This is a genomic window from Mesorhizobium sp. RSR565B, assembly GCF_054719465.1.
On sequence record NZ_JBTTIE010000001.1, the window covers coordinates 5,804,081 to 5,825,825 of the forward strand.

24 protein-coding genes and 1 pseudogene are annotated in these 21,745 nt (G+C 62.2%); 9 read left to right on the plus strand and 16 right to left on the minus strand.

Going from position 1 to position 21,745, the window contains the following annotated elements:
• Window positions 1-125 precede the first annotated feature (125 nt).
• From ACYG9R_RS28080 to ACYG9R_RS28125, 10 genes and pseudogenes are all read right to left on the minus strand, one after another.
• Window positions 126-293: a hypothetical protein gene (locus ACYG9R_RS28080; RefSeq protein WP_023731559.1), complete on the minus strand. Its 168-nt coding sequence runs from the start codon at window positions 291-293 to the stop codon at window positions 126-128.
• 554 nt (window positions 294-847) lie between these two features.
• Window positions 848-1,774 carry a DUF2493 domain-containing protein gene (locus tag ACYG9R_RS28085; protein ID WP_023825242.1) on the minus strand — a complete coding sequence of 309 codons (927 nt, stop codon included), beginning with the start codon at window positions 1,772-1,774 and terminating at the stop codon, window positions 848-850.
• Window positions 1,775-2,112: 338 nt separating this feature from the next.
• Window positions 2,113-3,150, minus strand: a complete 1,038-nt coding sequence (locus ACYG9R_RS28090; protein ID WP_023731562.1) for a DUF7146 domain-containing protein — start codon at window positions 3,148-3,150, stop codon at window positions 2,113-2,115.
• Window positions 3,147-7,475 carry a strawberry notch family protein gene (locus tag ACYG9R_RS28095; protein WP_023825241.1) on the minus strand — a complete coding sequence of 1,443 codons (4,329 nt, stop codon included), beginning with the start codon at window positions 7,473-7,475 and terminating at the stop codon, window positions 3,147-3,149. The genes ACYG9R_RS28090 and ACYG9R_RS28095 overlap by 4 nt, the downstream gene beginning before the upstream one ends.
• Window positions 7,476-7,647: 172 nt before the next feature.
• Complete coding sequence (locus ACYG9R_RS28100) at window positions 7,648-7,914, minus strand: DUF6117 family protein (protein ID WP_023731564.1); 267 nt, start codon at window positions 7,912-7,914, stop codon at window positions 7,648-7,650.
• Window positions 7,911-8,336 carry a hypothetical protein gene (locus ACYG9R_RS28105; RefSeq protein WP_245260162.1) on the minus strand — a complete coding sequence of 142 codons (426 nt, stop codon included), beginning with the start codon at window positions 8,334-8,336 and terminating at the stop codon, window positions 7,911-7,913. The genes ACYG9R_RS28100 and ACYG9R_RS28105 overlap by 4 nt, the downstream gene beginning before the upstream one ends.
• Before the next feature lie 85 nt (window positions 8,337-8,421).
• Window positions 8,422-8,897, minus strand: a pseudogene (locus ACYG9R_RS28110) (hypothetical protein).
• 96 nt (window positions 8,898-8,993) lie between these two features.
• Window positions 8,994-11,126: a ParB/RepB/Spo0J family partition protein gene (locus ACYG9R_RS28115; protein WP_023825239.1), complete on the minus strand. Its 2,133-nt coding sequence runs from the start codon at window positions 11,124-11,126 to the stop codon at window positions 8,994-8,996.
• Complete coding sequence (locus ACYG9R_RS28120) at window positions 11,057-11,596, minus strand: DUF2958 domain-containing protein (RefSeq protein ID WP_460221860.1); 540 nt, start codon at window positions 11,594-11,596, stop codon at window positions 11,057-11,059. Before ACYG9R_RS28120 ends, ACYG9R_RS28115 begins: the two co-directional genes overlap by 70 nt.
• Window positions 11,593-12,528: an ATP-dependent DNA ligase gene (locus ACYG9R_RS28125; protein WP_460221861.1), complete on the minus strand. Its 936-nt coding sequence runs from the start codon at window positions 12,526-12,528 to the stop codon at window positions 11,593-11,595. Before ACYG9R_RS28125 ends, ACYG9R_RS28120 begins: the two co-directional genes overlap by 4 nt.
• Between ACYG9R_RS28125 and ACYG9R_RS28130 the strand changes: the two genes are divergently transcribed.
• The gene (locus ACYG9R_RS28130) at window positions 12,509-12,697 is read left to right on the plus strand and encodes a DUF3606 domain-containing protein (RefSeq protein ID WP_023823908.1); all 189 of its coding nucleotides are present in this window, start codon (window positions 12,509-12,511) and stop codon (window positions 12,695-12,697) included. The two genes, ACYG9R_RS28125 and ACYG9R_RS28130, sit on opposite strands and share 20 nt — an antisense overlap.
• Window positions 12,698-12,702: 5 nt before the next feature.
• On the opposite strand, the gene ACYG9R_RS28135 is transcribed toward ACYG9R_RS28130, so the two are convergent.
• Window positions 12,703-13,074, minus strand: coding sequence for a hypothetical protein (locus ACYG9R_RS28135; protein WP_023731570.1), 372 nt, complete (start codon window positions 13,072-13,074; stop codon window positions 12,703-12,705).
• On the opposite strand from ACYG9R_RS28135, the gene ACYG9R_RS28140 reads away from it, so the two are divergent.
• The gene (locus tag ACYG9R_RS28140) at window positions 13,073-13,342 is read left to right on the plus strand and encodes a DUF982 domain-containing protein (protein ID WP_023713612.1); all 270 of its coding nucleotides are present in this window, start codon (window positions 13,073-13,075) and stop codon (window positions 13,340-13,342) included. The genes ACYG9R_RS28135 and ACYG9R_RS28140 overlap by 2 nt on opposite strands.
• A gap of 1,474 nt (window positions 13,343-14,816) precedes the next feature.
• Entirely contained in the window at window positions 14,817-15,116 is a 300-nt protein-coding gene (locus ACYG9R_RS28145) for a sunset domain-containing protein (protein ID WP_023825206.1), read from the plus strand.
• Window positions 15,117-15,250: 134 nt separating this feature from the next.
• On the opposite strand, the gene ACYG9R_RS28150 is transcribed toward ACYG9R_RS28145, so the two are convergent.
• The gene (locus ACYG9R_RS28150; RefSeq protein WP_155923356.1) at window positions 15,251-15,565 is read right to left on the minus strand and encodes a hypothetical protein; all 315 of its coding nucleotides are present in this window, start codon (window positions 15,563-15,565) and stop codon (window positions 15,251-15,253) included.
• A 187-nt stretch (window positions 15,566-15,752) separates the two neighbouring features.
• Here ACYG9R_RS28150 and ACYG9R_RS28155 point away from each other — a divergent pair, with 187 nt between their 5' ends.
• From ACYG9R_RS28155 to ACYG9R_RS28165, 3 genes are all read left to right on the plus strand, one after another.
• On the plus strand, window positions 15,753-16,094 hold the full coding sequence (locus ACYG9R_RS28155) for a hypothetical protein (protein WP_023713615.1): 342 nt from the start codon (window positions 15,753-15,755) through the stop codon (window positions 16,092-16,094).
• A 237-nt stretch (window positions 16,095-16,331) separates the two neighbouring features.
• A complete protein-coding gene (locus ACYG9R_RS28160; protein ID WP_460221881.1) occupies window positions 16,332-16,745 on the plus strand; it encodes an SOS response-associated peptidase family protein in 414 nt (137 codons plus the stop codon).
• Window positions 16,746-17,054: 309 nt separating this feature from the next.
• Window positions 17,055-17,492, plus strand: coding sequence for a Ros/MucR family transcriptional regulator (locus tag ACYG9R_RS28165; RefSeq protein WP_460221862.1), 438 nt, complete (start codon window positions 17,055-17,057; stop codon window positions 17,490-17,492).
• 215 nt (window positions 17,493-17,707) lie between these two features.
• On the opposite strand, the gene ACYG9R_RS28170 is transcribed toward ACYG9R_RS28165, so the two are convergent.
• Entirely contained in the window at window positions 17,708-18,364 is a 657-nt protein-coding gene (locus ACYG9R_RS28170; protein ID WP_245260158.1) for an outer membrane protein, read from the minus strand.
• A 217-nt stretch (window positions 18,365-18,581) separates the two neighbouring features.
• A complete protein-coding gene (locus ACYG9R_RS28175; RefSeq protein WP_460221863.1) occupies window positions 18,582-18,701 on the minus strand; it encodes a DUF768 domain-containing protein in 120 nt (39 codons plus the stop codon).
• Between the two features lie 174 nt (window positions 18,702-18,875).
• Here ACYG9R_RS28175 and ACYG9R_RS28180 point away from each other — a divergent pair, with 174 nt between their 5' ends.
• Window positions 18,876-19,139, plus strand: a complete 264-nt coding sequence (locus tag ACYG9R_RS28180) for a hypothetical protein (RefSeq protein ID WP_023825199.1) — start codon at window positions 18,876-18,878, stop codon at window positions 19,137-19,139.
• Between the two features lie 11 nt (window positions 19,140-19,150).
• Here ACYG9R_RS28180 and ACYG9R_RS28185 read toward each other — a convergent pair whose 3' ends face one another.
• A complete protein-coding gene (locus ACYG9R_RS28185) occupies window positions 19,151-19,363 on the minus strand; it encodes a hypothetical protein (protein WP_023713651.1) in 213 nt (70 codons plus the stop codon).
• An 86-nt stretch (window positions 19,364-19,449) separates the two neighbouring features.
• Here ACYG9R_RS28185 and ACYG9R_RS28190 point away from each other — a divergent pair, with 86 nt between their 5' ends.
• Complete coding sequence (locus ACYG9R_RS28190) at window positions 19,450-19,674, plus strand: hypothetical protein (RefSeq protein WP_023825198.1); 225 nt, start codon at window positions 19,450-19,452, stop codon at window positions 19,672-19,674.
• A gap of 590 nt (window positions 19,675-20,264) precedes the next feature.
• Window positions 20,265-21,323, plus strand: coding sequence for an alpha-hydroxy acid oxidase (locus ACYG9R_RS28195; RefSeq protein WP_031199964.1), 1,059 nt, complete (start codon window positions 20,265-20,267; stop codon window positions 21,321-21,323).
• Here ACYG9R_RS28195 and ACYG9R_RS28200 read toward each other — a convergent pair.
• The gene (locus ACYG9R_RS28200; protein ID WP_081726971.1) at window positions 21,273-21,662 is read right to left on the minus strand and encodes an SDR family NAD(P)-dependent oxidoreductase; all 390 of its coding nucleotides are present in this window, start codon (window positions 21,660-21,662) and stop codon (window positions 21,273-21,275) included. The genes ACYG9R_RS28195 and ACYG9R_RS28200 overlap by 51 nt on opposite strands.
• Between the last annotated feature and the right edge of the window lie 83 nt (window positions 21,663-21,745).

Here is a 21,745-nt window from a genome sequence, read left to right on the forward strand (position 1 = left end):
GGTGTCTCCGAGAGAATGACTCTGGTGATTGCGCCTTCCACCACCACCTGGCGCAGTGCACAGCATGAAAAGCGCGGGCGAAACCCGCCGGTGTTCTTGCATCGCCAAGCGCGATGTCCGCCCCGTCATGGGGTGAATGGGTCAATTTCGCCGATGATGGCTGTGTCGTCGCCGTCATACTCGTTAGCCGGGACGACCGAGAGAGTGCCGTCGCCAGCACGAAAGATGACGATGGTGACCATGAGAGTCGCGGCGAGGCTGAAGGCGAAGGCATGTGCGTCGGCGAAGGACATCGATCCGGCTCCTGTTTGAAGCGGAGGACCCTCCCCCGCTGACAGGCGCCCGATGTGTTCGGCCGATGGCCGCAATCACCGCGAAGGTGAAGCCGGAGCGGCGGCACGCTTCGCGTAGTCCGACCCCTTGCGGGTTGATGGCGTCAGGCCGCCGGCCGGACCAAGGATCAGCGCAATGGATCGCGGGTGTGGTCATCTTCAAGTCAGAAGCAGCGGGCGTTGTTGGCGCGACGCCCGTGCTACAGGAGAGCCTGAGCAAGCTGTCGCGCGATGTGGCGGGCGTCGAGCGAGAAACCGGGCGGCCATGATCGCGATGGGTCCCGTTGGAAGCCGCCACGCTGAAAATGAGGATGAAGCTGGGCGATGACGCTGTGCACTCGCGGTGGCAGGCCCAATCCAGCTCGTTCGGCGTAAAGAGCCGCTTTGCCGAGATCGTGCCCGAAATGGCGGCGGTTCCAAGGATCGCCGGTCGCAACTCTGAGAAGATGTAGACTTCAGGAGCAATTCAATGGCGATGGCGATGGCGTGAAGGACCGCATTGATTGCGGCGGCGCTTATGCGCCGCCGTTGCCTAGCCGATAGACCGGGATACCGAGCTTGCAAGCCTTGTCCGCCAGGTTCTCCTGAATGCCGGTGCCCGGAAAGACGATGACGCCGATCGGCATGACCGCCAACATCTGGTCGTTGCGCTTGAAGGGAGCGGCCTTGGCATGTTTGCTCCAGTCGGGCTTGAAGGCGACCTGCTGCACCTTGCGATGATCGGCCCAGCGGGCGGCGATCTTTTCGGCGCCTTTCGGTGATCCGCCGTGCATCAGCACCATGTCGGGGTGCTTGGCGCGGATTTGGTCGAGCTTTGCCCAGATCAGCTCGTGATCGGCCGTATCGCCGCCGGAGAAGGCGATCTTGGGGCCGGCGGGTAACATGATTTCGGTTTCCGCGCGCCGCCTGGCCGTGAGGAAGTCGCGGCTATCGATCAATGCGGCGGTGAGATGGTGGTGGTTGACCATCGACCCCGTGCGCGGTCGCCAGGCGGAGCCGGTGTGCTGATCGTAGTGATCGGCGGCCTGGTCACGCATGAGCTCGAAGGCGTCGCGCCGTTCGATCATGGTCTGGCCCTGGGCGGTGAGTGTCTCGAGTTCAACCGCCTTGATCTCGCTGCCGTCCTGTTCGCGCTGCAGGCGGCGCTGGGCCTGCTCGTTGTCGTCCAGTTGCCGCTCGATCCGTTGTACAGCTCGGTGGAAGACATTGGTGACGGACCAGAGGAGGTCATCGAGGTCGGGTTCGAGGCGCGTGTCGCTCAGGGTGGCGATGAGGGCGTCAAAGATGTCGGCGACGGCTCCGGCCGCGTGGTCGCCACCAGGGAGCGGTCGCGGATCGGGCTCGTCGGCAAATGGGCGCCAGCCATAGAGCTGGAGTTCGGTGAGGATGTGATCGGTCGGAGAAGCGGCGTGGTGCGGTTCGGTGTCGTCGTGCTCGCTCATGGGGATGCTCCCGTCGGTTTGACCGCGACCCTCGCGGCCTTCATGGCGACGAGAGCCCACGGGCGGGACGGTCCGACACCCGCAGCGTAGCGGAGGGCCGGAGCGTAGCGGAGGATGGCGGCGGCCGGCTATTTTGCCTCGCGATGGAAAGGCGTCGCGACCAATCGCTGCCATTCGCGAGCAGTCGCGCGCCGCGGAAATAGTCGGCCGCCGCCATTGCCTGGCCGGCCTGATTGTGGGCCGATCGCCCTCTCGAAGGCCGGGTCGCGGTTCCCTACCGGCGGGCTCCCATCCATGCGATGCGGCCACACCGTGCGCCGCGCGCTTCCCTTCCCGCCTCACGCCGCCCGTGTCAGATAGCGGATGCGATCCCTGCGCATGAGCTGGTCCGCAATCGAGGCGCGGAAGGTGGCAAGTCCGAAATGGCGGAGATCTTCGTTAAAATCCTCCATGAACGGCGAAAGAACGATCGCCTCGATCCCGGCGTCGATCGCGCGCTCGAGCAGACTGTCGCGGGCACCGTCACCGGCCGGATCTTTGTCGCGGATGACATAGAGCCGCTGCAGGTTCGGCGGGAACAGGATGGCGGCGAGATGAGCCGCCGAGAGAGCCGCCGCCATCGCCATGTCGGGCAAGGCGCATCTGAGCGACAGCGTCGTCTCGATGCCTTCGCCTGCCGCCATGACGCTGCCAGGTACGCCGAAGCGGACGGCGTGACCGAGGAGGTTACCCATTGCCCGACGCGGCGTGTCGACGAGTGCCTTGCCGGCGCCGTCCGGTGCGAGCCAGGTGCGGTGCGCGCCGGTCAGATGTCCATCGAGATCGGTGACAGCAGCGATCATCGCCGGCAAGGTCCTGGTCGGTCCATGATCGTCTGGCCGGTAGTAGCAGTGTGGATGGAACTGCAAGGCTGTGGTTCCGTGCAAAGTCGTAATGCTACGTCCACGCAAATACGTTTCCACGAGGGTGCCGATAATGGGCTTCGACATGGCGACCAGTCGGCGAGCCGCTTCCGGAGAGCCAATGGGGACCTGCGTGATCGGCTCGGCCGGTCGGGGTGGCATGGCATCTGGCATAGCGAGAAACACGCGCGCCTCGTCGGCGACGTCCCGGAAATTGACCAGTCCGAGGGATTCGCGGATGACATCGAGCAGGTCGCCATGCTCGCCGGTAGCGGCGTCGGTCCATTTGCCTGGAGGTCCCTTCGGGGATGGCTGCAGACGCACGAACATCGAGCGGCCCGGCGCATTGCGGACGTCGCCGACAGTCCAATAGTTGCCCTGGCGACGGCCATTGGAGAGGTAGTGGCGGCACACCGCCTCGGCATATGCGCCGAGGCGGTGTGCCAGGTCGCATGCAGCGTGACGCGGACTCATGCAGCCTCCCGCTCACTGACCCGATCGATTGGGAAGTGGTCGAGCACGCGCTCCAGCACGGCGAGCCCGTTGGCGTCGATCGGCACGAACATCCTGAGCTTCCACGAAATGATCTCGTGGAAGAGACCGTACGCGGTGAGGCGCTCGCGCATCGCGTCGGTGAAGCCGGACAATTCGATGCGCCATGCGCCCATGACGCGGCTGCGGCGAAGCTGGAGATCCTCGGCAAGATCGAGGATGGTCCGGCCGTCCATCAGAACCGCAAACGCCTGCTCCGGCGACAGCAGCACCACGTTCGTCGCAGAGGCCTTGGCGGCCCATGCCGGCGAGACGCGGCGGCCGATGAGGCGCTCGCCCTCGTCGGTCTGAAGTCGATAAACGCGGGTCGACTCGTTGGGCAGGCGCTTCCAGATCGGTAGCAGCAGGCCGGTGACCATGTGCAAGACCGAGTCCGAAAACTCCGGCACCCCGGCGATTTCGGCCGTCCAGGCAGATATGAACGCCTCGCGGTCGGCCTCGATCCAGCGTGTTTCGCCCATAGCCTTGAGCGGCATGTTCTGGCCTTCCATCGGCCGGATCAGGCGGACACGTCGCTCGACCTCGCCATCGTCGAGCATGACGCTGGGGGTCGGGATCTGCACGGCGGCGCGGCCCGATTGCTCGTTGATGAGCAGTAAGGCACGCGGATCGCGGAGATGAACGAGCGCCGCATTGAGCGTGACGGGCCGATTGCGCTTGCGTTCGGTGATCGTGAGCAGGCGGCTTTCGGCGCCAGTGCGCGGATGGGTGTAGATCACCTGCCGATCGGTGACGACGAAGTTTTCGGCCTGCAGCGTCTCCAGCCCGGCGTCGTAGGTGCCTGACGCGATCGCGCCCTCGATGCGCGCCGCCAGCAGTTGCTCGAAGGCACCGAACAGCACGCCCTGCAGCGCAATGGTCAGTGCGAGCAGGCGATTGAGGAAGGTGGTGATCGGCGGCAACTCGTCCTTGATGCCATTGGCATCCATCAGCTTGAGACCCGTCGCCGCCTCGAAACGGTCGAGCGAGCAGCCCTCGACCTTGCCGCGTACGATCAGCAGATAGAGTTGCCGTAGCGCATCGCGGGCATGGTGGCTTTCCAGATTGTCCTCTGGCCGGAACAGGCCCTGGCCGCCGGTCTGGCGCTGGCCGCGCGTGATTGCGCCTAGCGTATCGAGCCTTCGCGCGATCGTCGAGAGGAAGCGCTTTTCCGCCTTCACATTGGTCGAGATCGGCCGGAAGAGCGGCGGCTGCGCCTGATTGGTGCGATGCGTGCGGCCCAGGCCCTGAATGGCGGTGTCGGCTTTCCAGCCGGCTTCGAGCAGATAATGCATACGCAGCCGCGTGTTCCGGGCCGACAGTTCGGCGTGGTAGCTCCTCCCCGTTCCGCCCGCGTCCGAAAAAACCAGAACGCGCTTCTGGTCATCCATGAAGGCCTGCGTCTCGGCGAGGTTGGCTGACCCGGCACGGTTTTCAACGACAAGGCGCTCGCCCTTCCGGACAATGCGGCGCGAGCGACCGGTGACCTCGGCCACGATGTCCACCCCGAAATGCTGGACGATCTGGTCGAGCGCGCCGGGGACAGGCGTCAAGCTGGCGAGTTTGGCGATCAACTCGTCGCGCCGGGCGACCGCCTCGCGGCTCTCGACGGGCTGGCCATCGCGGTAGACCGGGCGCGACGACAGATTGCCCTCGCTGTCGGTGTACGGCTCGTAGAGCTGCACGGGGAAGGAATGGGCTAGGTAGTCAAGGACATATTCGCGGGGCGTGATGTCGACGCGAACGTCGTTCCATTCCTCGGTCGGGAGTTCGGCCAGCCGCCGTTCCATGAGCGCCTCGCCCGTCGAGACGATCTGGACAACGGCCGCATGGCCCTCCTCCAGATCGTGGGTGATGGAGCGGACCAGGGTCGGTGTCTTCATGCTGGTCAACAAATGACCGAAGAAGCGCTGCTTGGCGCTTTCAAAGGCGCTGCGCGCGGCCGACTTGGCCTGGGCATTGAGCGTACCGGTGCTGCCGGTGATGTTGGCCGCCTGCATCGCCGCATCGAGATTGTTATGGATGACGCCGAAGGCCCCAGCGTACGCGTCATAGATGCGGACCTGTTCGGGCGTCAGCTCATGCTCGAGCAGTTCGTATTCGACGCCGTTGAAAGAGAGGGAGCGGGCGGTGTAGAGGCCGAGTGCCCTGAGGTCGCGTGCCAGCACTTCCATCGCCGCCACGCCGCCGGCCTCGATCGCCTCGACGAACTCGGCGCGGGTCGAGAATGGAAAATGCTCGCCGCCCCAGAGGCCGAGCCGCTGGGCATAGGCGAGATTGTGGACGGTGGTCGCGCCAGTCGCCGATACATAGACGATGCGGGCGTTCGGCAGGGCGTGCTGTAGCCTCAGGCCGGCACGGCCTTGATGGGAGGGAGCGGCGTCGCCGCGTTCGCCCTTGCCGCCACCGGCGTTTTGCATGGCGTGCGCCTCGTCGAAAATGATGACCCCATCGAAATCCGGACCCAACCATTCGACGATTTGTTTGACCCGCGAAACCTTCTCGCCGCGATCGTCGGAGCGTAGCGTGGCATAGGTGGTGAACAGGATGCCTTCCGCCAGCGTGACCGGCCTGCCCTGCGGGAAGCGGGAGAGCGGGGTGACCAGCAAGCGCTCCATGCCGAGCGCGGACCAGTCGCGCCGCGCATCCTCGATCAGCTTGTCGGACTTGGAGATCCAGACCGCCTTACGACGGCCCTGCATCCAATTGTCTAGGATTACGGCGGCGGATTCCCGGCCTTTGCCCACCCCAGTGCCGTCGCCGATCATGAAGCCTTGCCGGAAGCGCACGGCCCCCGCCGCGTCATCGGCCGCGGCGCTAACCATGTCAAAGGTCTCGTCGAGCGTCCAGGCGCCGGCGAGATACTCGGCGTGAGCCTCGCCCGCATAGATGACGGTCTCGAGCTGCGCGTCCGAGAGCAGGTCAAGGACGTTCTTCGGTAGGCGCGGCCGGTAGCCCGGCTTGGGTGGCGCTACCGAGGCCATGGCCGCCGATTGAACGAGCTTGGTGGGGTGAGCCCGCGAGCCGGGAATGCGGATCGCCTGAAGCCCGTAGGCCTCATAGATGGCGTCGCTGATCTTGCCGTTCTCGGCGGCCTGCCAGTCGACAGCCTCATAGGCGAGGTCGATAGCTTCCGGTTCGGCGATCGACATGCGTGGCGTGGTACTCGCCGAGCGTGTGAGATAGCCGTGCACTTTGCGGGCCGCGGCGACCGCCGATGTCGCGCTGGGAAGGGCGGCCATCACGACCGGCGGCCGCGCGGGAAGGCGCTCCTCAATCCACGTGAGGAGCGTTGCCGCATCCGGAGCGATGCCGGGAGCATCCGGGAAGAGCGAGGGATCGTCCGCCGGCACCCTGTCGATGACGGTGAGGCGCGTCGGGAAGGTCGTGCCGTGCTTGGCATAGACCGAGCCATCGATGGCGGCGGAGAAGACCATGCGACCACGCTCCTGCAGGCGAGTGAAGGCGGCGGTCCAGGTCGGATGGTCGGGCGCGAAGTTCGCACCGGTGATCGTCACCAGCCGCCCGCCGGGCGCAAGGCGCGACAGCGCCGAGGCGATGTGCCGCCAGGCCGCGTCGGCCATGCGGCCCTCGACATTGGCCATGACCGAAAAGGGCGGGTTCATCAGCACCACGCTCGGCACGGCGCCGGGATCGAGATGGTCGTCGATTTGGGCGGCGTCGAAGCGGCTGGCGGAGACGCCCGGAAAGAGACACGAGAGAAGTGCCGCGCGCGTCTCGGCAAGCTCGTTGAGGATGAGCGAGGCGCCGGCTATCTCGGCCAGGATGGCGAGCAGCCCGGTGCCGGCGGAAGGCTCCAGCACACGGTCGCCGGGCGTGATGGCGGCGGCCGTTGCGGCGACCAGGCCGAGCGGAATCGGCGTCGAGAACTGCTGGAAGGTCTGTGCTTCTTCGGACCGGCGCGTATGCGTCGGCATCAGCCCTGCGATCTTCGACAAAGCGGACAGCCGTGCAGCCGGAGATTCGGCTTTGCGGGAGAGCGCCTTTCCGTACTTGCGGAGGAAAAGGACCGTTGCGGCCTCGCAGGCATCGTAGGCCTGCTTCCAGTCCCACGCGCCGGCGGCGTCGGAGGCGCCGAATGCGGCTTCCATCGCCGAGCGGAGCTTTGTCGCGTCGATGCACTCGCCGCGTTCGAGACGGGGAAGCAGCAGGCCGGCGGCGGCGAAGATAGCGCCGGCAGCACGGGTTTGGGCGAGCGGGAGCGGCGCGGCGGTTGGAACCGCCGCGGCGGGCGAGATCATGTACATGGTGTGAACCTCGGGAGAGCGGGGACAGGACCGAGCCGCGCGGCGCTCTCTCTGGACCGCACGGTTTCCAAACCCATCCCGGCCCGCCTCTCCCTCTCAGGTCCCGCGAAGCTAAAATGAAACAAGCGCCCCGCCATGAGGTTGAGCGCTTGCCGGTATCAACCGATCTCGATCATATTCCGCCGTCAGGCTCCGACTTCTGTAGCAAACCTTTGGCGTCGTCGGGATCGGGCGGCAGGTAGGCATCATAGGGATTGCCGTCGGCAAGATGACCGAACGGGGTGAACACGTAGTCCGCGCCCTCCCGCCCGACCGCGCAGATTACATAACGCCGCTGCCCGGTCGCCGCGTCGGCGCATTCCATCAACGCGAGGTTGCCGTCGCTGGCGGCACGAAGCAGCGTCTGGAAGTTGCTGCGGGCATGGTCGGGAATGCTCATGGCAAGTCCTTCGCATCTCCGGGTTCAACTGGATCGCGGGCGGCCCGCGAGGATCGCTTCGCCGCGCGCGATCGCCCATTCGGCCTTGCCGAGCCACCCCGGCGGCGTCGGTCGGCGGGCCTTAGCATCGCCGACAATGATCTTGAGCAAGCCAGCATGAGTTCGAATTGTGCGGCCTTGCGCTGCACCGCTTCCCCAAAATGTGCATGAACCGGAATGGCCTGTCCACGATACGCGGCACCGGCGCCCTCCCATATGCCGGTGACATGGGCTTCGCCCGAGGACTCGCAATTCTCCCGCTGACCCGAACAGTCAGTGTCCTCGATGGCAAATCGGCACGCGACGTCGGGTGTCTCAGCCAAATAGGTTGAATGCCGGAACACTGGTAGGTGGTACGTCGTCTCGATGGTGAATTGCGGCATTTGCTGCTCCTAAAAAAAGGGCGGCCCGGCGTTCGTCTCCGAGCCCCGGCCGGCGGGTCGAGTTTGATGTCCACGCGTGCAGGTGTTACGCCGCCGCCCGCCCCTCGACGACGTCGGCGCCGACTTCGTCAGCGGTGACGTCTTCAAGACGCGCATTGCGGTACCCGGTCTTGGCCAACCAGAGTGCGGCCGCCTCCCGGCTCTCGGCGAGGTACAGCAACTCTTCGTCTTCGCCGATCTGCTGCAGGACCCGGACCATGCCGATACCGGGCTGCTCGACGATCTTGAAGCTGAGGTCGCTGTCGACCGAGTAGGTTCGCATGACCGTCACGAGGATGACGCCGCCGGAGGAGAAGTTACCTTCATTGAGCGTGATCGAGGCCGGTGCGCTGTAGGTCGGACGGTCGCGCGGCGATGCCTTGCGGACCAGACGGCCGAGGCGTTGCGACGGCCCCAGTCGTCGAGCTTGCGGGTAAAGCGCGCCGGCGGTTTGGGGGTGCCGTCCGAGTACTGGATCAGCGAGCCTAGCGGGGCGTTGTCATAGACGATGTGGGCGGACATGGATGTCTCCTGAAACGAAAAGGCCCGACAGGGCGTCGGGCCATGAGGGTGAGGTGAAGGGGAACGGGGCGACCGGAGTCGCCCCGTCGATGGGTGCTATTCGGCAGCGACAGCGTGTGCGATGACCTCATCGGCTGCCGCCGAGTCGTCTTCGTCATCGCCGGCGAGGAATTCGGGCAGGTCAGGTTCCTCGCCCTCGCCCGGCTGCGCGGGCCGCGCGTCATGATCGATCAGACGGAGCGGTTCGGGTAGCCAGCCACTATCGGCAAGGAGGCGTTCGGCCTCCTTGGCCATGTCGCCCTTCTTGAGGTGGTCGATGAGTTGAGCCGCCTGCTCGCTGGCACCTTCGCGCACGGCTTCGAGGATGCGGGACTTGGTGACCCGGCCGAGATAATTATCGACCGTCGGCCGCCAGCCCGCATCCACCATGTCGAGCCCGGTGGCGTGGGAGAGCCGGTCGGCTTCGCGCAAGCGCTGCTCCAGCCCGTGCTGGGAAACGCCGCTGCCATAGGGGTTAGGTCGCTCGAACAGCGCGTTGATCCCATAGCTGACGCAATGCGCCAGCAGTGCGTGCTGACTGGCTTCATCGAGACTGTCGAGCCAAGCCCACAGAGTCTGATCGTCACCGAGCGGAATGTCGCCCTTCCACGCCTCATGGCGTTCGTCGATCGCCTTGGCCGCGGGGCTGTCTTTCAGCTCGGCGTCTTGCGTCGGCAAGTGGACATGTCGGACGAACGCCTCGAGGCAGCCAGTCGCGGAGCGATGACCGAAGGTGTCGAGGACGAGCCGATGCAACAGCGCCGTGATGGCCACATGCTGGTTCTCGGCCACGGCATTGCGCAGCGCCAACGTGCGATACGCGGTGAGCTCGATCACCAGGCGTTCGGGCAGCGGCTTGATGGCGTCGCCGTCATCCTCATCGGGCTCGGACGTTTGCGCGCCGATGGTGATGGTGGCGCGGCGAACCGAAGGATCGTCGCTTCCCTCCTCGCTCCCGGTCACACCGCCGGGCTCGGCGGCGTCGCCGTCGACCGCTTCCGGCGCTTCGTCCTCGGGGCGCACATATCCGCGATCGACGACCAGGTCACCGTCACGGTCGATGCTGATGAAGGCACCGGCGCGGCCGATATCGGCGGGATCGTAGTTCATCGGGCGGCTCTCGAACGCCTCCAGCACAGACTCGATCTCGCCGAGACGTTGATCGACCGCGTCGGGGAGTTCGTCGGATTCACCATACTCGGCTTCCAGCCGTTCGTACTCCGCGCGCAGGGCTTCGCGTTCCGCCCGATCCGCGTCGGTCAGATCGACGGGGGTGCCGGCCAGTGCCCGCAGACCGTGATTATGGCCATAAGGCAGATCGACATCGACCACGATCCACTTCCAGCCCTCCGTCGCGATTTCGTCGGCGATCGACTTCAGCTTGTCGCGGACCAAGCGGTCGAGCAGAGCGGGGTCCTGAAGCCAGCCGCCATTGTCGGCCTCGAACAGGTCGCGCAGCACCATGCCGCCGGCAGCGACATACGCGTCGACACCGACGAACAGCGCCCGGCGATCGCTTGCCCGCACAGTGGTTTCCGTCAAAAGGCGCCGGATCTGCTGCGGCTCCTTCGACCAGGAGTTCTCGAGCGCCTCCCAGACCTGCTCCTGACGGGCGTGATCGTCGGTCACGGTAAAGGCCATGAGATGCTCGAGTTGCATTCCCTCCTGCTCGTAGACCTCGTGCAGCTTGGGCGAAACTTTTGCGAGCCGCAGGCGCTGCTGGACAAAGGTAGCGGACACGAAGAAGCGTGCCGCAATCTCCTCATGGCTGGCGCCCTGATCGTGCAGGGTCTGGAAGGCCCGGAACATATCCAGGGGATGTAAATCTTCGCGCTGAAAATTCTCGGCCAGCGAGTCCTCCTCGATCGGGATCGCGCTGTGGGCGTCGCTGACGACGCAGGGAACCGGCTCGGTCTTGATCATGCGCTTCTGCTTGACCAGCAGTTCCAGCGCGCGATAGCGGCGCCCACCAGCCGGCACCTCAAACATGCCGGTCTCATTGCCCTCGCCATCCAGCACTGGCCGGACGTTGAGACTCTGCAAGAGGCCGCGTCGTGCGATCGAGGCGGCGAGGTCCTCTATCGTTTCCCCGCGCTTGATGCGCCGGACATTGGCCTGGCTCAGCACCAGCTTGTTGAAGGGGATGTCACGTGAAGCGTTGAGGGTGATCTTCTGCTTGGGCGTAGCCATGTGGACTGTCTCCGCGACGGGCGGCCGAGACTCTCTCGACCTCCAAACCCGTCAAAAGAAACGGGCGCAGCCCTCTCACTCTGAGGACTGCGCGGCACACCGAAAATCCGGAGGGCGACAGGGCCGCAGACACGACTTTGCGCATCTGCGGCATTGGGGATTTCTAGCTGAGATCTCACGCGCCGTCTCGGCCAGACTGGGCGGCGTGGTAGAGGATGCGTTCCGCGTCGCGAAGGCTTTCCGGCCCGGCGGGCGGCCTCTGCCCAAACCGAAATCGGTAGGTCGGTGGTAAAGAGGACATCGCGCTCGATGCCCACGCGGATAGGCAGCCCGACCGACGTCATCTCTAAGAGCGAGAAACTGCCCTGCTCGGGATATCCGAGACCGGCGAGACCGAACATGATGTCACCATCGGCACTCAGCTCGGTTGCGAGCCAGGTTCCTTCGTCGAGCGGATTGAAGAGCTTCACGACGGTACGTGATCGGCGTTAACCCACTGTGTCGCCGGCCGCCTCATCCCCTTCGGTGCCGGCCCGGCGTGCTCCTGGACGCGCTTCCATAGCCGTTCGCGGATTGCCCGGCTGGAGTTGATGAACGCTGAGCCGACATACTCCCCGGTCTTCCGATCGGCCATCAGCGCAAAGGCCGGCTTACCGGGTTCCCGCTCGAATCCGAGCAAGTCGTATTCTTCCACCATGTAGCTCTTGATCTTCAGCCAGGCTGTCGACCGGCCGCTGCGGTATTTGCTGTCACGTCGCTTCGATACCATACCCTCAAGGCCGGCTTCATCGATCAGGTGGAATATGGCTTTAGCGTCTCCGGGCAGCGCTTGGCTGAACTGGATGCGGTCATCAGGCAAGATGAGGCCTTCCAGGATTTCGCGTCGGTCTTCGAGATCCATGTCCCGCAGATCGTGACCGTTCAAGTGGAGGAGATCGAAGGTGACGAAGTAGAGGTCATGCTGGCGGCTGGTGATAGCTTTGCGCAGCGCCTGATAGTCCGAAAGGCCGGCTTCGTTGAGTACGACTAGTTCGCCGTCAATGATGGCATTCTCGACCCCAAGGCGTTTTGCGGCACCGGCCAGATCCCTGTATTTTGCCGTCCAATTGTGGCCGTTGCGCGTGAAGATGCGCACGTCATGATCGATGATGATTTGGCTGCGATAGCCGTCGAACTTGACTTCGTGAATCCATTCGTCGCCTTCGGGAGGCTTCTCGACCAAGCTCGGCAGCAAAGGCTCGACGAACTTTAGACGCATGAACTCACCCGCACCCGGCGATTCAATTAGCTTGTGCTGAAATGGTTCCGAAACCGGAAATCGGCTTTTGGTGCAACAAAACACGTCAACTCGACGTTGCGGGATGAGCGAAGGAGGAAACGATATGGCCGATGACAAGAGCAAGCGGGATTTCCGCGATCGGGACCGTGTCTCAGCCGACGAGGATTATGAAGTTGAATATTTCGCAACAAAGACCGGCATCACACCCCAGCAGGTCAAAGAGTTGATTGCGAAGCACGGCAACCAACGCGAGACTTTGGAGCGGGAAGCCAAGGCGCTGCGGAAACAATGACCAGGCTATCTGATCTCGGCAGACCACTGATCGGGCACCGACATGAAGGCCCGCCCGCGAGCGAACTCGCGCATTTCCTCCCTTGCCCTGTTTGCGGGCAACAGATCGATATGCGCGATTTTCGCCAGGTCACCTATCATGCCGATCCGCAGCACGAGCCGCTCGAACTGGACGCGTAGGACGCAAAAAGCTCGACTGCTGAATTGAGTTTTAATCCATGTTTTGGCGAAACGTGGCGGGGCTGCACCGGCCATTGCTATGGGTCCAACCGCCGATTCAATTGGCTCGTGCTGAAATGGGTCCAAAATCAAATAGGCATGGAAACCAAAAAGCTCTTGTTGCGTTCGGCGCACTAAAAGGTCGGGAGGTTGTGCCATGGGCACCTTTTTACCGCTGTTCGTTAAGCTGGTAGACCGTAAATCAATGACGGTTTCCTCTATCTGTGAGGCCGAGGAAGCGCTCCAGGGGCAGTGGCCAAATAAGGGTGCGGCGGCCTATAGGGATGCGTGCCGATTGATCGCGGAGGCCAAGGATGGAAGCTGCAGTCCGGCCGTAGCATTTGCGGCGTTCAAGGCCGCCGCTATCGACCAGCACCTGCTGCAGCCCGAGCCCGGCGCTCGGCATGTTCGACACAACGTGCCATAAACCATCGTGATGATTAACCGCCGTCCCCTAGTATCAAATAGGGACCGACACAGGGGAGTCTCGCTTGGTCGCGCGACGGTGGGCTCGCACCGACCGGGGCAGGTGATGCGAGCCCGGCCGAGTCTTGCGGGACCTCGACCAGCAGCGAACACCCACTCGCTGCCGTTCTATCAACAAGCCCCAAATTTCAGGTTCCGCTAACGTACAAAAAAGCCCACCAGCCGTTGAGGTAGTGGGCAGTTTTGGGAGACGCTGATATGGGAACAGTGCGACCGCCCGAAGTGTTTCGAGGCGACGATATTCCAAGGGGGATTCACAGATCCGCGCTTTCGATGTTCAGCGAAGGGCGGTCAAGTTGCTCGCCTTGGGGGAGCTTCCAATCCTAGACGAGAAGACTGATCGCCCGCGAAAGCGACGGCATCTGCCTCATTTTCGAATGCTCGGGAATACGTTTCACCGTTCCTCCCTATGATGCGAACAACCCACTCGCCTAACGAATGGCGGACCTCTAGGAAGAGGGAAGACGAAAACGGCGGCCGGTAAGTGACGCTGTCCAATGCCCTCGGGAGGCTTGTCCCGCCAAAATCGGCTCCATCATCGGAGGAATGAACTTCACGCATGCACTGACTCCCGAGACCGCGAGTCAATTAGCGCGTGCTTAATTAGTTCCGGAGCGTTTTAACGAATCGTTGACAGCGCTGTCCCAGAATAGGACGGCGCGGTCAACCCCAACCTTGGCTGCGCAGGCGGCTCTGGCATCGAGTTCCACCCCGAACTGTCGGAGCCGCCACCCACATTCCGCAATTTACCAGCAATGGTTGAATCAACCGTTACTGCACGTGCTTTCCATGGCGCTTCCCCGATCCTTAGACTTTGACGAACAAACCGGGGATACACAGAGGCGTTCCGATCTAGACTCGACCGATGGAAACCATCTTCGATGACATCGCCAACGCCCTCAGAGAGCCCCGCCAGGATGCTTGGCGCCCTGTCCGCGCCTTCGGCCCTTGATCTTGCCGACAAGCTGTTCCTTGGCCTGCCATAGGCCTGGGTGTTGGCTTCGGAATGGCGATCTCGGGTTAGCCGGCCCCGATCAGGTAAAACAATGCGCTAAGAACCGCAGCGACTGATGCCCCGGCTATGAGCATGGCGGCGGTGCTGTTTGCGCCGATTGGCAGGCTTCTTCCCGTCCGCACCCGCGTATGCGCTGTAAATTCGCCGCCCGTCGTCACCGAACCTATCGCTGTTCGGGTAAGCCTTCTTAGGCTTGGATCTCGGTCGAAGTATTTTCATGGCCTAGCCCGGATCGTGAACAACACCCGAAGTTTAGCGGCTCCTGATGTATGGACTCAAGCGTGGAATGGACGCGTTCTTTGCACGGGGGGAGAGAGGGCGTGGGCAAAGTCCAGCGTCATGGAGGGGCTAACCAGGCCGACCGCTGGCGCAAGAACGCCAAGCGGCGGCGGTTGTGGCGATGGCAATACTGCCGGCGCTGGTGATGGTTCCCTTGACCGCTTTTTTCACCGTTAACCGACAAGCTCTCGACAAGGTCGTCGGGCTCATCCCAACTGGCTGGCTGAGTGGAACCCGCAGGGCCGGCGCGGCGAGCTGCGATGTCAAGGGGAACATTTCCATCAATACCGGCGAGCGGATTTATCACGTCGCAGGGCAGGAGCATTACTGGGAGACGAAGATCAGTCCTCAGTACGGCGAGCGCTGGTTCTGCAGCGAAGCAGAGGCCGTCGCGGCCGGCTGGCGAAAAGCGAGAAGGTGATACGAGCCTCATGGCAGAGCGTAGCGGCAAGACCGCATATCCTTCTATGCAGCTTTTGAGATCTCTCCCCCGGCATCAGTGCAGCACTGGCTCGCGGGCTTTGACCCAGCGATCGACTTCGAAGATGATCAGGTCTATCTCGTTGTTCGAAGCTTGCGGCAGATCTCGTTCTCCACCCGAAGCATCACCCGGACCATTAGCGTCTTGGTGGCGTCGGACACGACCATGATCAAGGCTTCGCAGGTCGTCTGCCGGCCGGCACTCGCACGATTCACCTTCGTTGCCTGGTCTGGTGTGAGGCGCTCGCCGCGCTGATGTCGGCCGATCAAGGCGCGAGCTTCCATCCTGCGCATTTCTTCCTGCGGGACATAACGAGTCGCGTCTGGTGCATTGATCGAGGTCATGGCGCCGTCGAATGCGTGAATGGCTTTGCTCGATGGTGCGTTCATTTGCTTGCCTCCTGCCGAGTCCATACAGGTGCGGGCGCCAGCGCGGCGCGTCTGACGAGATTGCGAGGTCTTTCAAGACGATCGCCTGACGTGCCGCTCATGGGCACGCCCCGATGGGTGTCGGAACCAAAGTCCTTGAGCAAAGTTTCCCTACCGAAGGGCGTTTTAGGTTTTTGGAGAACTCGAAATGAAGACCATCATCCTGGGCGCATTGGCGCTTTGCTTGGCTGCCCCTGCGGTCGCGTCCGCAGAAGAAGGCATCGTCATCCAGACCCACCGACACCACCACCGCCATTCTTGGGACGACAACAATAACGACCGTGTGGTCATCTATCGGAACGGACACCGTCTCCATCGCCGCCATCATGGCGAGCAGGCGTTTTACGACAATGGCGAGCGCGCTTGGGGCCGGCATCATCATCGGTCCAGCGACGTTGTGGTCACCGGATCGATCAACCGTCCGATGCATCACCGCCGTCACGTTGTCATCCAGCAGGACGACAACAGCGACTATGACTCCGACTATTGATCGCGGTCTAACGGCCCGGCCTCTCGACTTCGACGGGAGCCGGGCATCGGAGGGAGGCTTTCGCCATGACGATGCTGTTTCAACCCTTGGACTCGGACGGTCACAAGCGGAGTGAGCTCTACCACGCTGCGCGGTTGTCGATGCTCCAATGTCGTGTGTTGACGCGCTTCGATCGGGTCGAAGAGGCTGCTGATAAGGTCCAGGCAGCGGCTGAGTTGTTCGCTGAGGCCGCTCGACCTGTCGGAAGCACTCAAACGCTCGGTATGTGAGCGTCAAGTCGGGCCCGCGGAACCAGCAGGCGGCAACAAAGACCCTTGGCACATCTACCAGCCGGGCCACGCGCCATTCTCTTTCGCCGGCCTTTGGGCCTACAATTCCAATCTCGACATAACCAGCTGCACCATCATCACAGAGCCTGCCGCAGACCCGATGAAGCAGTTGCACGATCGGCAGCCTCTCATTCTCGACCCGGCATACTATGACGCCTGGCTGGATCCGGCGTCGCCCAAGGACAGCCTCAAGGACATTCTCAGCCACGACATCGACGGTCAGCTGCAGTTCAACCGCGTTGGGCGTGAGGTGAACACCAGCGCCGTCAACAAATTGCCCAACGACCATCCCGGCCTGGTCGGGCCGATCAACCCCCTATGAGCGACGAACCAACACGGCTTGCCGAGGCATGACAGCGGCCCCGCGCGATCGACGGCGGGTCGACAATCATGCGTGCGGGCACCCCGGCGCGGTGAGGATGGAGGCTTCGGCTTCGCCCGACCGAGGCAGCTACGCACTAGGTTCTGCCTGAAGCACCGCGACGAGGGCGAGCGATACCTATAAGCGCATCAATATCGCTATTTCATACGGTGACAAGCGTGGAATGTGGCAACTTCACCGCAGGCACATGTGAGCTTGCGCACGTAGAGTTGGATCATTAGAGAGGTCTCAAAGACAAGGGACCACCACATGACTGACGAAGACAACCATGCTGTCGAACTGGCGGAACTTACAGCGGACGTCGTTTCCGCATACGTAGCCAATAACCCACTACCGGTTGCCAACTTGCCCGACCTGATTGCATCTGTGCACGCTTCATTGTCAGGTTTGAGCAGCCAGATCGCACCGGCTGCGAAAGAGCTTGTGCCTGCGGCAAATCCAAAAAAGTCTGTGTTCCCGGATTACATCATCAGCCTGGAAGACGGTCGGAAATTCCAGTCTATGAAACGCCACCTTGGCCTACTTGGCCTGACACCCGACGAATACCGTGAGAAGTGGGGCTTGTCTCACGATTACCCAATGGTCGCGCCGAACTACGCCGCTAAGCGATCGGCCCTTGCGAAGGCGTCTGGTCTAGGTCAGAAGGCTGAGGTTAAGGCGCCGGCGAAACGGGCGAAGAAGGAGTAGTCCGAACCCCACCTGACGCAACGTCAAGAATCAGCTATCGATTGAGTTGCGGCGGACCTGATTTGATTTTACCGCCCGGCCGGCGCTGATCAGGCAATGCTCCCATTGCGGCGCCGGCCATCTTCATGCAGATGCCACGGTCCCCCGAATTAACGGTGCACAAAGAAACGCCCGTCGCGGCAAGCGGCAGGCTTTTCTATTGGGAATTGCGAGGACTAGAATTTGTAGGCTATGCCGAAGCGAACTTCGTTGGTCTTCAAATCAACCTTCCCATTTGGCAACGCTTCAGTGCCGAAGTCAGTATAGCGGTACTCGGCCCGCAGGAGAAGATTGTCGGTCATGGCGTAGTCCAAGCCGGCGCCTATCGTCCATCCTGTGAATGTATCTCCGAAAGAACCTGAGACGGTATTACTGCTTGTGTCGATGCCGCCATATGCAATGCCGCCCGCGACATAGGGCAGAAAGCGATCGACGGCATACCCTAGGCGAAGTCTTGCCGCCCCACTCCAATTCAGTTCCTCGATCGCGATGCCGCCCGGAACCGGGAGACCTGGAGCCGCGAATATTTGGCCGCTGCCATCAACATTCGCATACACGACGTCCAGTTCCACACCAATGACGATATTGCTCGGCATCTGATAGCTGTAACCGGCGTAGACACCGCCAAGGAACCCGTCAGGATCTGTCTCAACGAAGCCCCGGCCGCTGCGTTGGCGTATATTCCCGTCGCTCCGGGCGTAGCCTGCCTGAAGACCGATATACCCACCTGTCCAGCTAAAAACTGGGGTGACTTCTTCGAGGACGGCATCGGCAGCAAACGCCGAAGAGGACCCTATCAGAGACAACGACAAACCAAGAAGCAGCGTCTTCATAGGCATCTCCTGACCTGCCCTTTGGTAGCAGAGCGCGCCGCTAGGGGTAGTTGTTTTTCTGCCACAGTTGGCAGTCAAATCGGCTGCGGGCATGAGCAGGTGCCCACAGGTGGCATGAGCCTCCTCTGCCAATCCGCTGGCGGCGATCGGATCGCCTCGCGCCATAATGGGCAACTTTCGGCTACCCATTTGTCGCGAAACTTCCTGCCGCGAACACTCATTCGGTCAAGCCAGGATCAAAGTGCGCCACAGCATCGACAAGCGTTCGATATAGGCTGTCAGCTTCTTCGTCGATCTCTTCGCGCCTGATCCCCAGCGCCTTAGCGTCGGCATACAATTGTGTGTGTACTCACTGATCGAAACCGTGACGGCCTTCGCCGTTTCGGGGAGATTGTTACCGATCCAGCGATCGAGGAAATTGATACCGCGTGTGCTCATCAGCCGATAAGTTCAAAGCGCATATTAGGTTCCGCTACTTGACCCGTGAGACGGACGCACCAGACTCCAGTGCATGGCTAGGGATCTCGACATCGGCGATGAGGTGGCGATCGACGCCACCATTATTCGACGCGTCACTGACGACAGGATCAGCGTGTCGATACCGACCTACGGATTTCCGCATTCCGTTCGGGATAGCACCACGAAGGTGGTCAAAGGTCAGACCATCGAACTGATCGGCAGCGTCACACGGGTCGAGAAGGACGCCGTAACGGTAAGCCTGGGTGGCCCGGTGGTGACGGTCGCGCTTGATGTTGTGCGGCTGGTGAAGCTCTAGCTTTCCCGACCTTACCGCCCTAACGGCTGCTTCGAAAGCGAGAGAAGTTCGGCCTCATCTTTTATCCCGGCCATGTAGTTGGCAATGATCCGAGAGGCCAACCGGCCCTGCGCATCGGGTGATTGGTCGTCGACGAGTTTAAGCTGCTCGAAAACGCGCCCTAGCAAGGCCAATTCGGCAGGCTTAAAAATCCCGGCATCCACAGCTTTTCGTCTGATGGGCATGACTGGTGTTCTTCCCTCACCGTCTCAAGCCGCCAACCTGAAATCGGTTCCGGAACATTTTAGCTAAAGTGAATGTTTCAGTGGTTATGAAGATCGAAGCCGACGAATGCCGGGCAGCGTTGACGCTCATCCGGCGCACAATCGAGGACCACTGCCCGCCCGGCGTGCTGCCTAGCGAGGAAGCGGTGAACGGTCTCTATGGGGCGGGGCTCATGGATGAGGCGGAAGCGCTGGCGGCTGCGATCGTCGCAACGATCGACCAGATGCAATTGCGCGTGATGGTGAAACCACCGTCCCCTAGTATTAAATAGGGGCGGAGAATGGGAAGCTCGCTTGGTCGCGCGACGGTGGGCTCGCACCGACCGGCGAGGTGGTGCGAGCCCGGCCGAGTCTTGCGGGACCTCGACCGGCAGCGAACACCCACTCGCTGCCGTTCTATCAACATGCTCCCAAATTTCAGGTTCCGCTAATGTACAAAAAGCCGGTGAACGGAGCTTGGCTCATCGCTGCGTAACGCATTTCCCTGAGTGGTTCCGTCGAGCCACCAAAAGCCGCCGGGGGTGTAACCCGGCGGCTTGAACGTTCGGCTAGCATCGCTTCAGCTGTGGCGGGTCTTAAAGTGTTGGCTCAGGAGCCTGTTTGGCAGCCATCGGGGCGCCGTCTGCCCTCCTATGACGGTCCGCGACGCCGCTGCTCGGAAGCGCCCGCTAAGTCTTGATTGGCCGCGACATCTTATGGATAGGAACCAGCGGCCAACAAATGTGCATCATGTCCCGGAAACTCCGTTGACGGGAACTCGCAGACCCTGCGCGTCGTGCCGCCGCCTTGCGGATTGCAGCAATTTGCAGCAATGTTGCTTGTGAAATCGCCGACTTTTTTCAGATACCGATCGGACTGGTCAGTGCCACTTGACATCGAATCCCGGTTTCTCGGCTTGGCGGATTTTGAACCAGCTGCGCGAGAGGTGTTGCCGCATGCGGTTTACGAGTTCATTGCCGGGGGTGCTGGCGACGAAATCACCAAGCGTGACAATGAAGCCGCATTCGACCGCATCAAGTTGAGGCAGCGTGTGCTGCGCGATGTCACAAGACTTGATACCGCGATCACACTCTTCGGGCAAAGGCTGCCCCATCCAATCATCCTGGCCCCAATAGCGTATCAGCGGCTGGCGCATCCGGAAGGTGAGGTGGCCGCGGCGCGCGGCGCCGGAGTGGCGGGAGCGGTGTTCATTGTGGGAACTACGGCGACGGCGGCAATCGAGGATTGCTTAGCGGAGAGCCAGTCTCCAGTATGGTTCCTGCTCTATTGGCAAAGCGATCGCAGTTTCAATGGCGAACTCGTATCTCGCATGGCGGCACTGGGCGCAAAGGCGATCAGCGTGACGGTCGACTTGCCAACGCCAGGCGATCGCCGCCGGCAATTCCGGGCAGGCTTCAAAATGCCCGATAGCATTGCAACGCCGTACTTCAAGGACCGGAACACCGGCGTGCTTAAAGTTGGCACTGCGCAAAAGCGGGCCATGCCGACCTGGGCGGATATTGCCTGGCTGCGTTCGCTGACAACCCTGCCGCTTATCCTGAAGGGTATCCTCGATCCTGACGATGCCGAGCAAGCCATCGGAACTGGTGCAGATGCTATCGTCGTCTCGAACCACGGTTCGCGTAACCTCGACACACTGCCGGCAGCCATCGACGCCCTGCCCGCCATCGCGGAACGGGTGGCCGGCCGGATCCCCGTCGTCCTCGATGGCGGCGTTAGGCGTGGCACCGACGTTTTGAAGGCGATTGCGCTAGGGGCAAGCGCTGTCATGATTGGCCGCCCTTATGTCTACGCCCTAGCAACGGCTGGGGCCGAGGGGGTAGCCCACTGCGTCAACCTGCTTCGCCGTGACTTCGAGATGGCAATGGCGCTAACCGGCCGGGCGCGCATCGGCGAAATCGACCGGTCGGTAATCTGGTGAAGCCCGGCCCGCATTTAGGACCAGGATATCAAGTCGTCTTCGGCGATCGCGAAAGGTGGTGGCAAAGGTTTGGACTGAAACCTGATCGATCAAGTTAACGGGCCAGACCTCTACCCCTTCAATTCCGCTCAAAGCGGCTTGGGCGGCAATTGGGTCAAGCGCGGGCACGCAGATGCTAGCCCCGCATGCAGAAAGCACTCTAACAGTCTCCAAGCCAAGCCCGGAAGAACCACCGGTCACCATTGCAACGTGCCCGGTAAGGTCGATGCCACGTGCCACTTCCAACGCCGTCATGGCAGGCCCAAAAGGCGTATAGAGCGGAGTCTGCCGTTCGCGCATTTTGTTCCCTAGCTTCGCCCCTACGAATGCTCGGCACACAACCGCATAGCAGTTTCCCTGGGTGCTGTCGCCCAGCACGCCTT

Excerpts from the sequence above, each read along its gene's own strand:
- ACYG9R_RS28080 (WP_023731559.1), bottom strand. The coding sequence starts at position 293 with ATGTCCTTCGCCGACGCACATGCCTTCGCCTTCAGCCTCGCCGCGACT.
- ACYG9R_RS28085 (WP_023825242.1), bottom strand. The coding sequence starts at position 1,774 with ATGAGCGAGCACGACGACACCGAACCGCACCACGCCGCTTCTCCGACC.
- ACYG9R_RS28090 (WP_023731562.1), bottom strand. The coding sequence starts at position 3,150 with ATGAGTCCGCGTCACGCTGCATGCGACCTGGCACACCGCCTCGGCGCA.
- ACYG9R_RS28095 (WP_023825241.1), bottom strand. The coding sequence starts at position 7,475 with ATGTACATGATCTCGCCCGCCGCGGCGGTTCCAACCGCCGCGCCGCTC.
- ACYG9R_RS28100 (WP_023731564.1), bottom strand. The coding sequence starts at position 7,914 with ATGAGCATTCCCGACCATGCCCGCAGCAACTTCCAGACGCTGCTTCGT.
- ACYG9R_RS28105 (WP_245260162.1), bottom strand. The coding sequence starts at position 8,336 with ATGCCGCAATTCACCATCGAGACGACGTACCACCTACCAGTGTTCCGG.
- ACYG9R_RS28115 (WP_023825239.1), bottom strand. The coding sequence starts at position 11,126 with ATGGCTACGCCCAAGCAGAAGATCACCCTCAACGCTTCACGTGACATC.
- ACYG9R_RS28130 (WP_023823908.1), top strand. The coding sequence starts at position 12,509 with ATGGCCGATGACAAGAGCAAGCGGGATTTCCGCGATCGGGACCGTGTC.
- ACYG9R_RS28140 (WP_023713612.1), top strand. The coding sequence starts at position 13,073 with ATGGGCACCTTTTTACCGCTGTTCGTTAAGCTGGTAGACCGTAAATCA.
- ACYG9R_RS28135 (WP_023731570.1), bottom strand. The coding sequence starts at position 13,074 with ATGGCACAACCTCCCGACCTTTTAGTGCGCCGAACGCAACAAGAGCTT.
- ACYG9R_RS28145 (WP_023825206.1), top strand. The coding sequence starts at position 14,817 with ATGGCAATACTGCCGGCGCTGGTGATGGTTCCCTTGACCGCTTTTTTC.
- ACYG9R_RS28150 (WP_155923356.1), bottom strand. The coding sequence starts at position 15,565 with ATGAACGCACCATCGAGCAAAGCCATTCACGCATTCGACGGCGCCATG.
- ACYG9R_RS28155 (WP_023713615.1), top strand. The coding sequence starts at position 15,753 with ATGAAGACCATCATCCTGGGCGCATTGGCGCTTTGCTTGGCTGCCCCT.
- ACYG9R_RS28165 (WP_460221862.1), top strand. The coding sequence starts at position 17,055 with ATGACTGACGAAGACAACCATGCTGTCGAACTGGCGGAACTTACAGCG.
- ACYG9R_RS28170 (WP_245260158.1), bottom strand. The coding sequence starts at position 18,364 with ATGAAGACGCTGCTTCTTGGTTTGTCGTTGTCTCTGATAGGGTCCTCT.
- ACYG9R_RS28180 (WP_023825199.1), top strand. The coding sequence starts at position 18,876 with ATGGCTAGGGATCTCGACATCGGCGATGAGGTGGCGATCGACGCCACC.
- ACYG9R_RS28185 (WP_023713651.1), bottom strand. The coding sequence starts at position 19,363 with ATGCCCATCAGACGAAAAGCTGTGGATGCCGGGATTTTTAAGCCTGCC.
- ACYG9R_RS28190 (WP_023825198.1), top strand. The coding sequence starts at position 19,450 with ATGAAGATCGAAGCCGACGAATGCCGGGCAGCGTTGACGCTCATCCGG.
- ACYG9R_RS28200 (WP_081726971.1), bottom strand. The coding sequence starts at position 21,662 with ATGCGCGAACGGCAGACTCCGCTCTATACGCCTTTTGGGCCTGCCATG.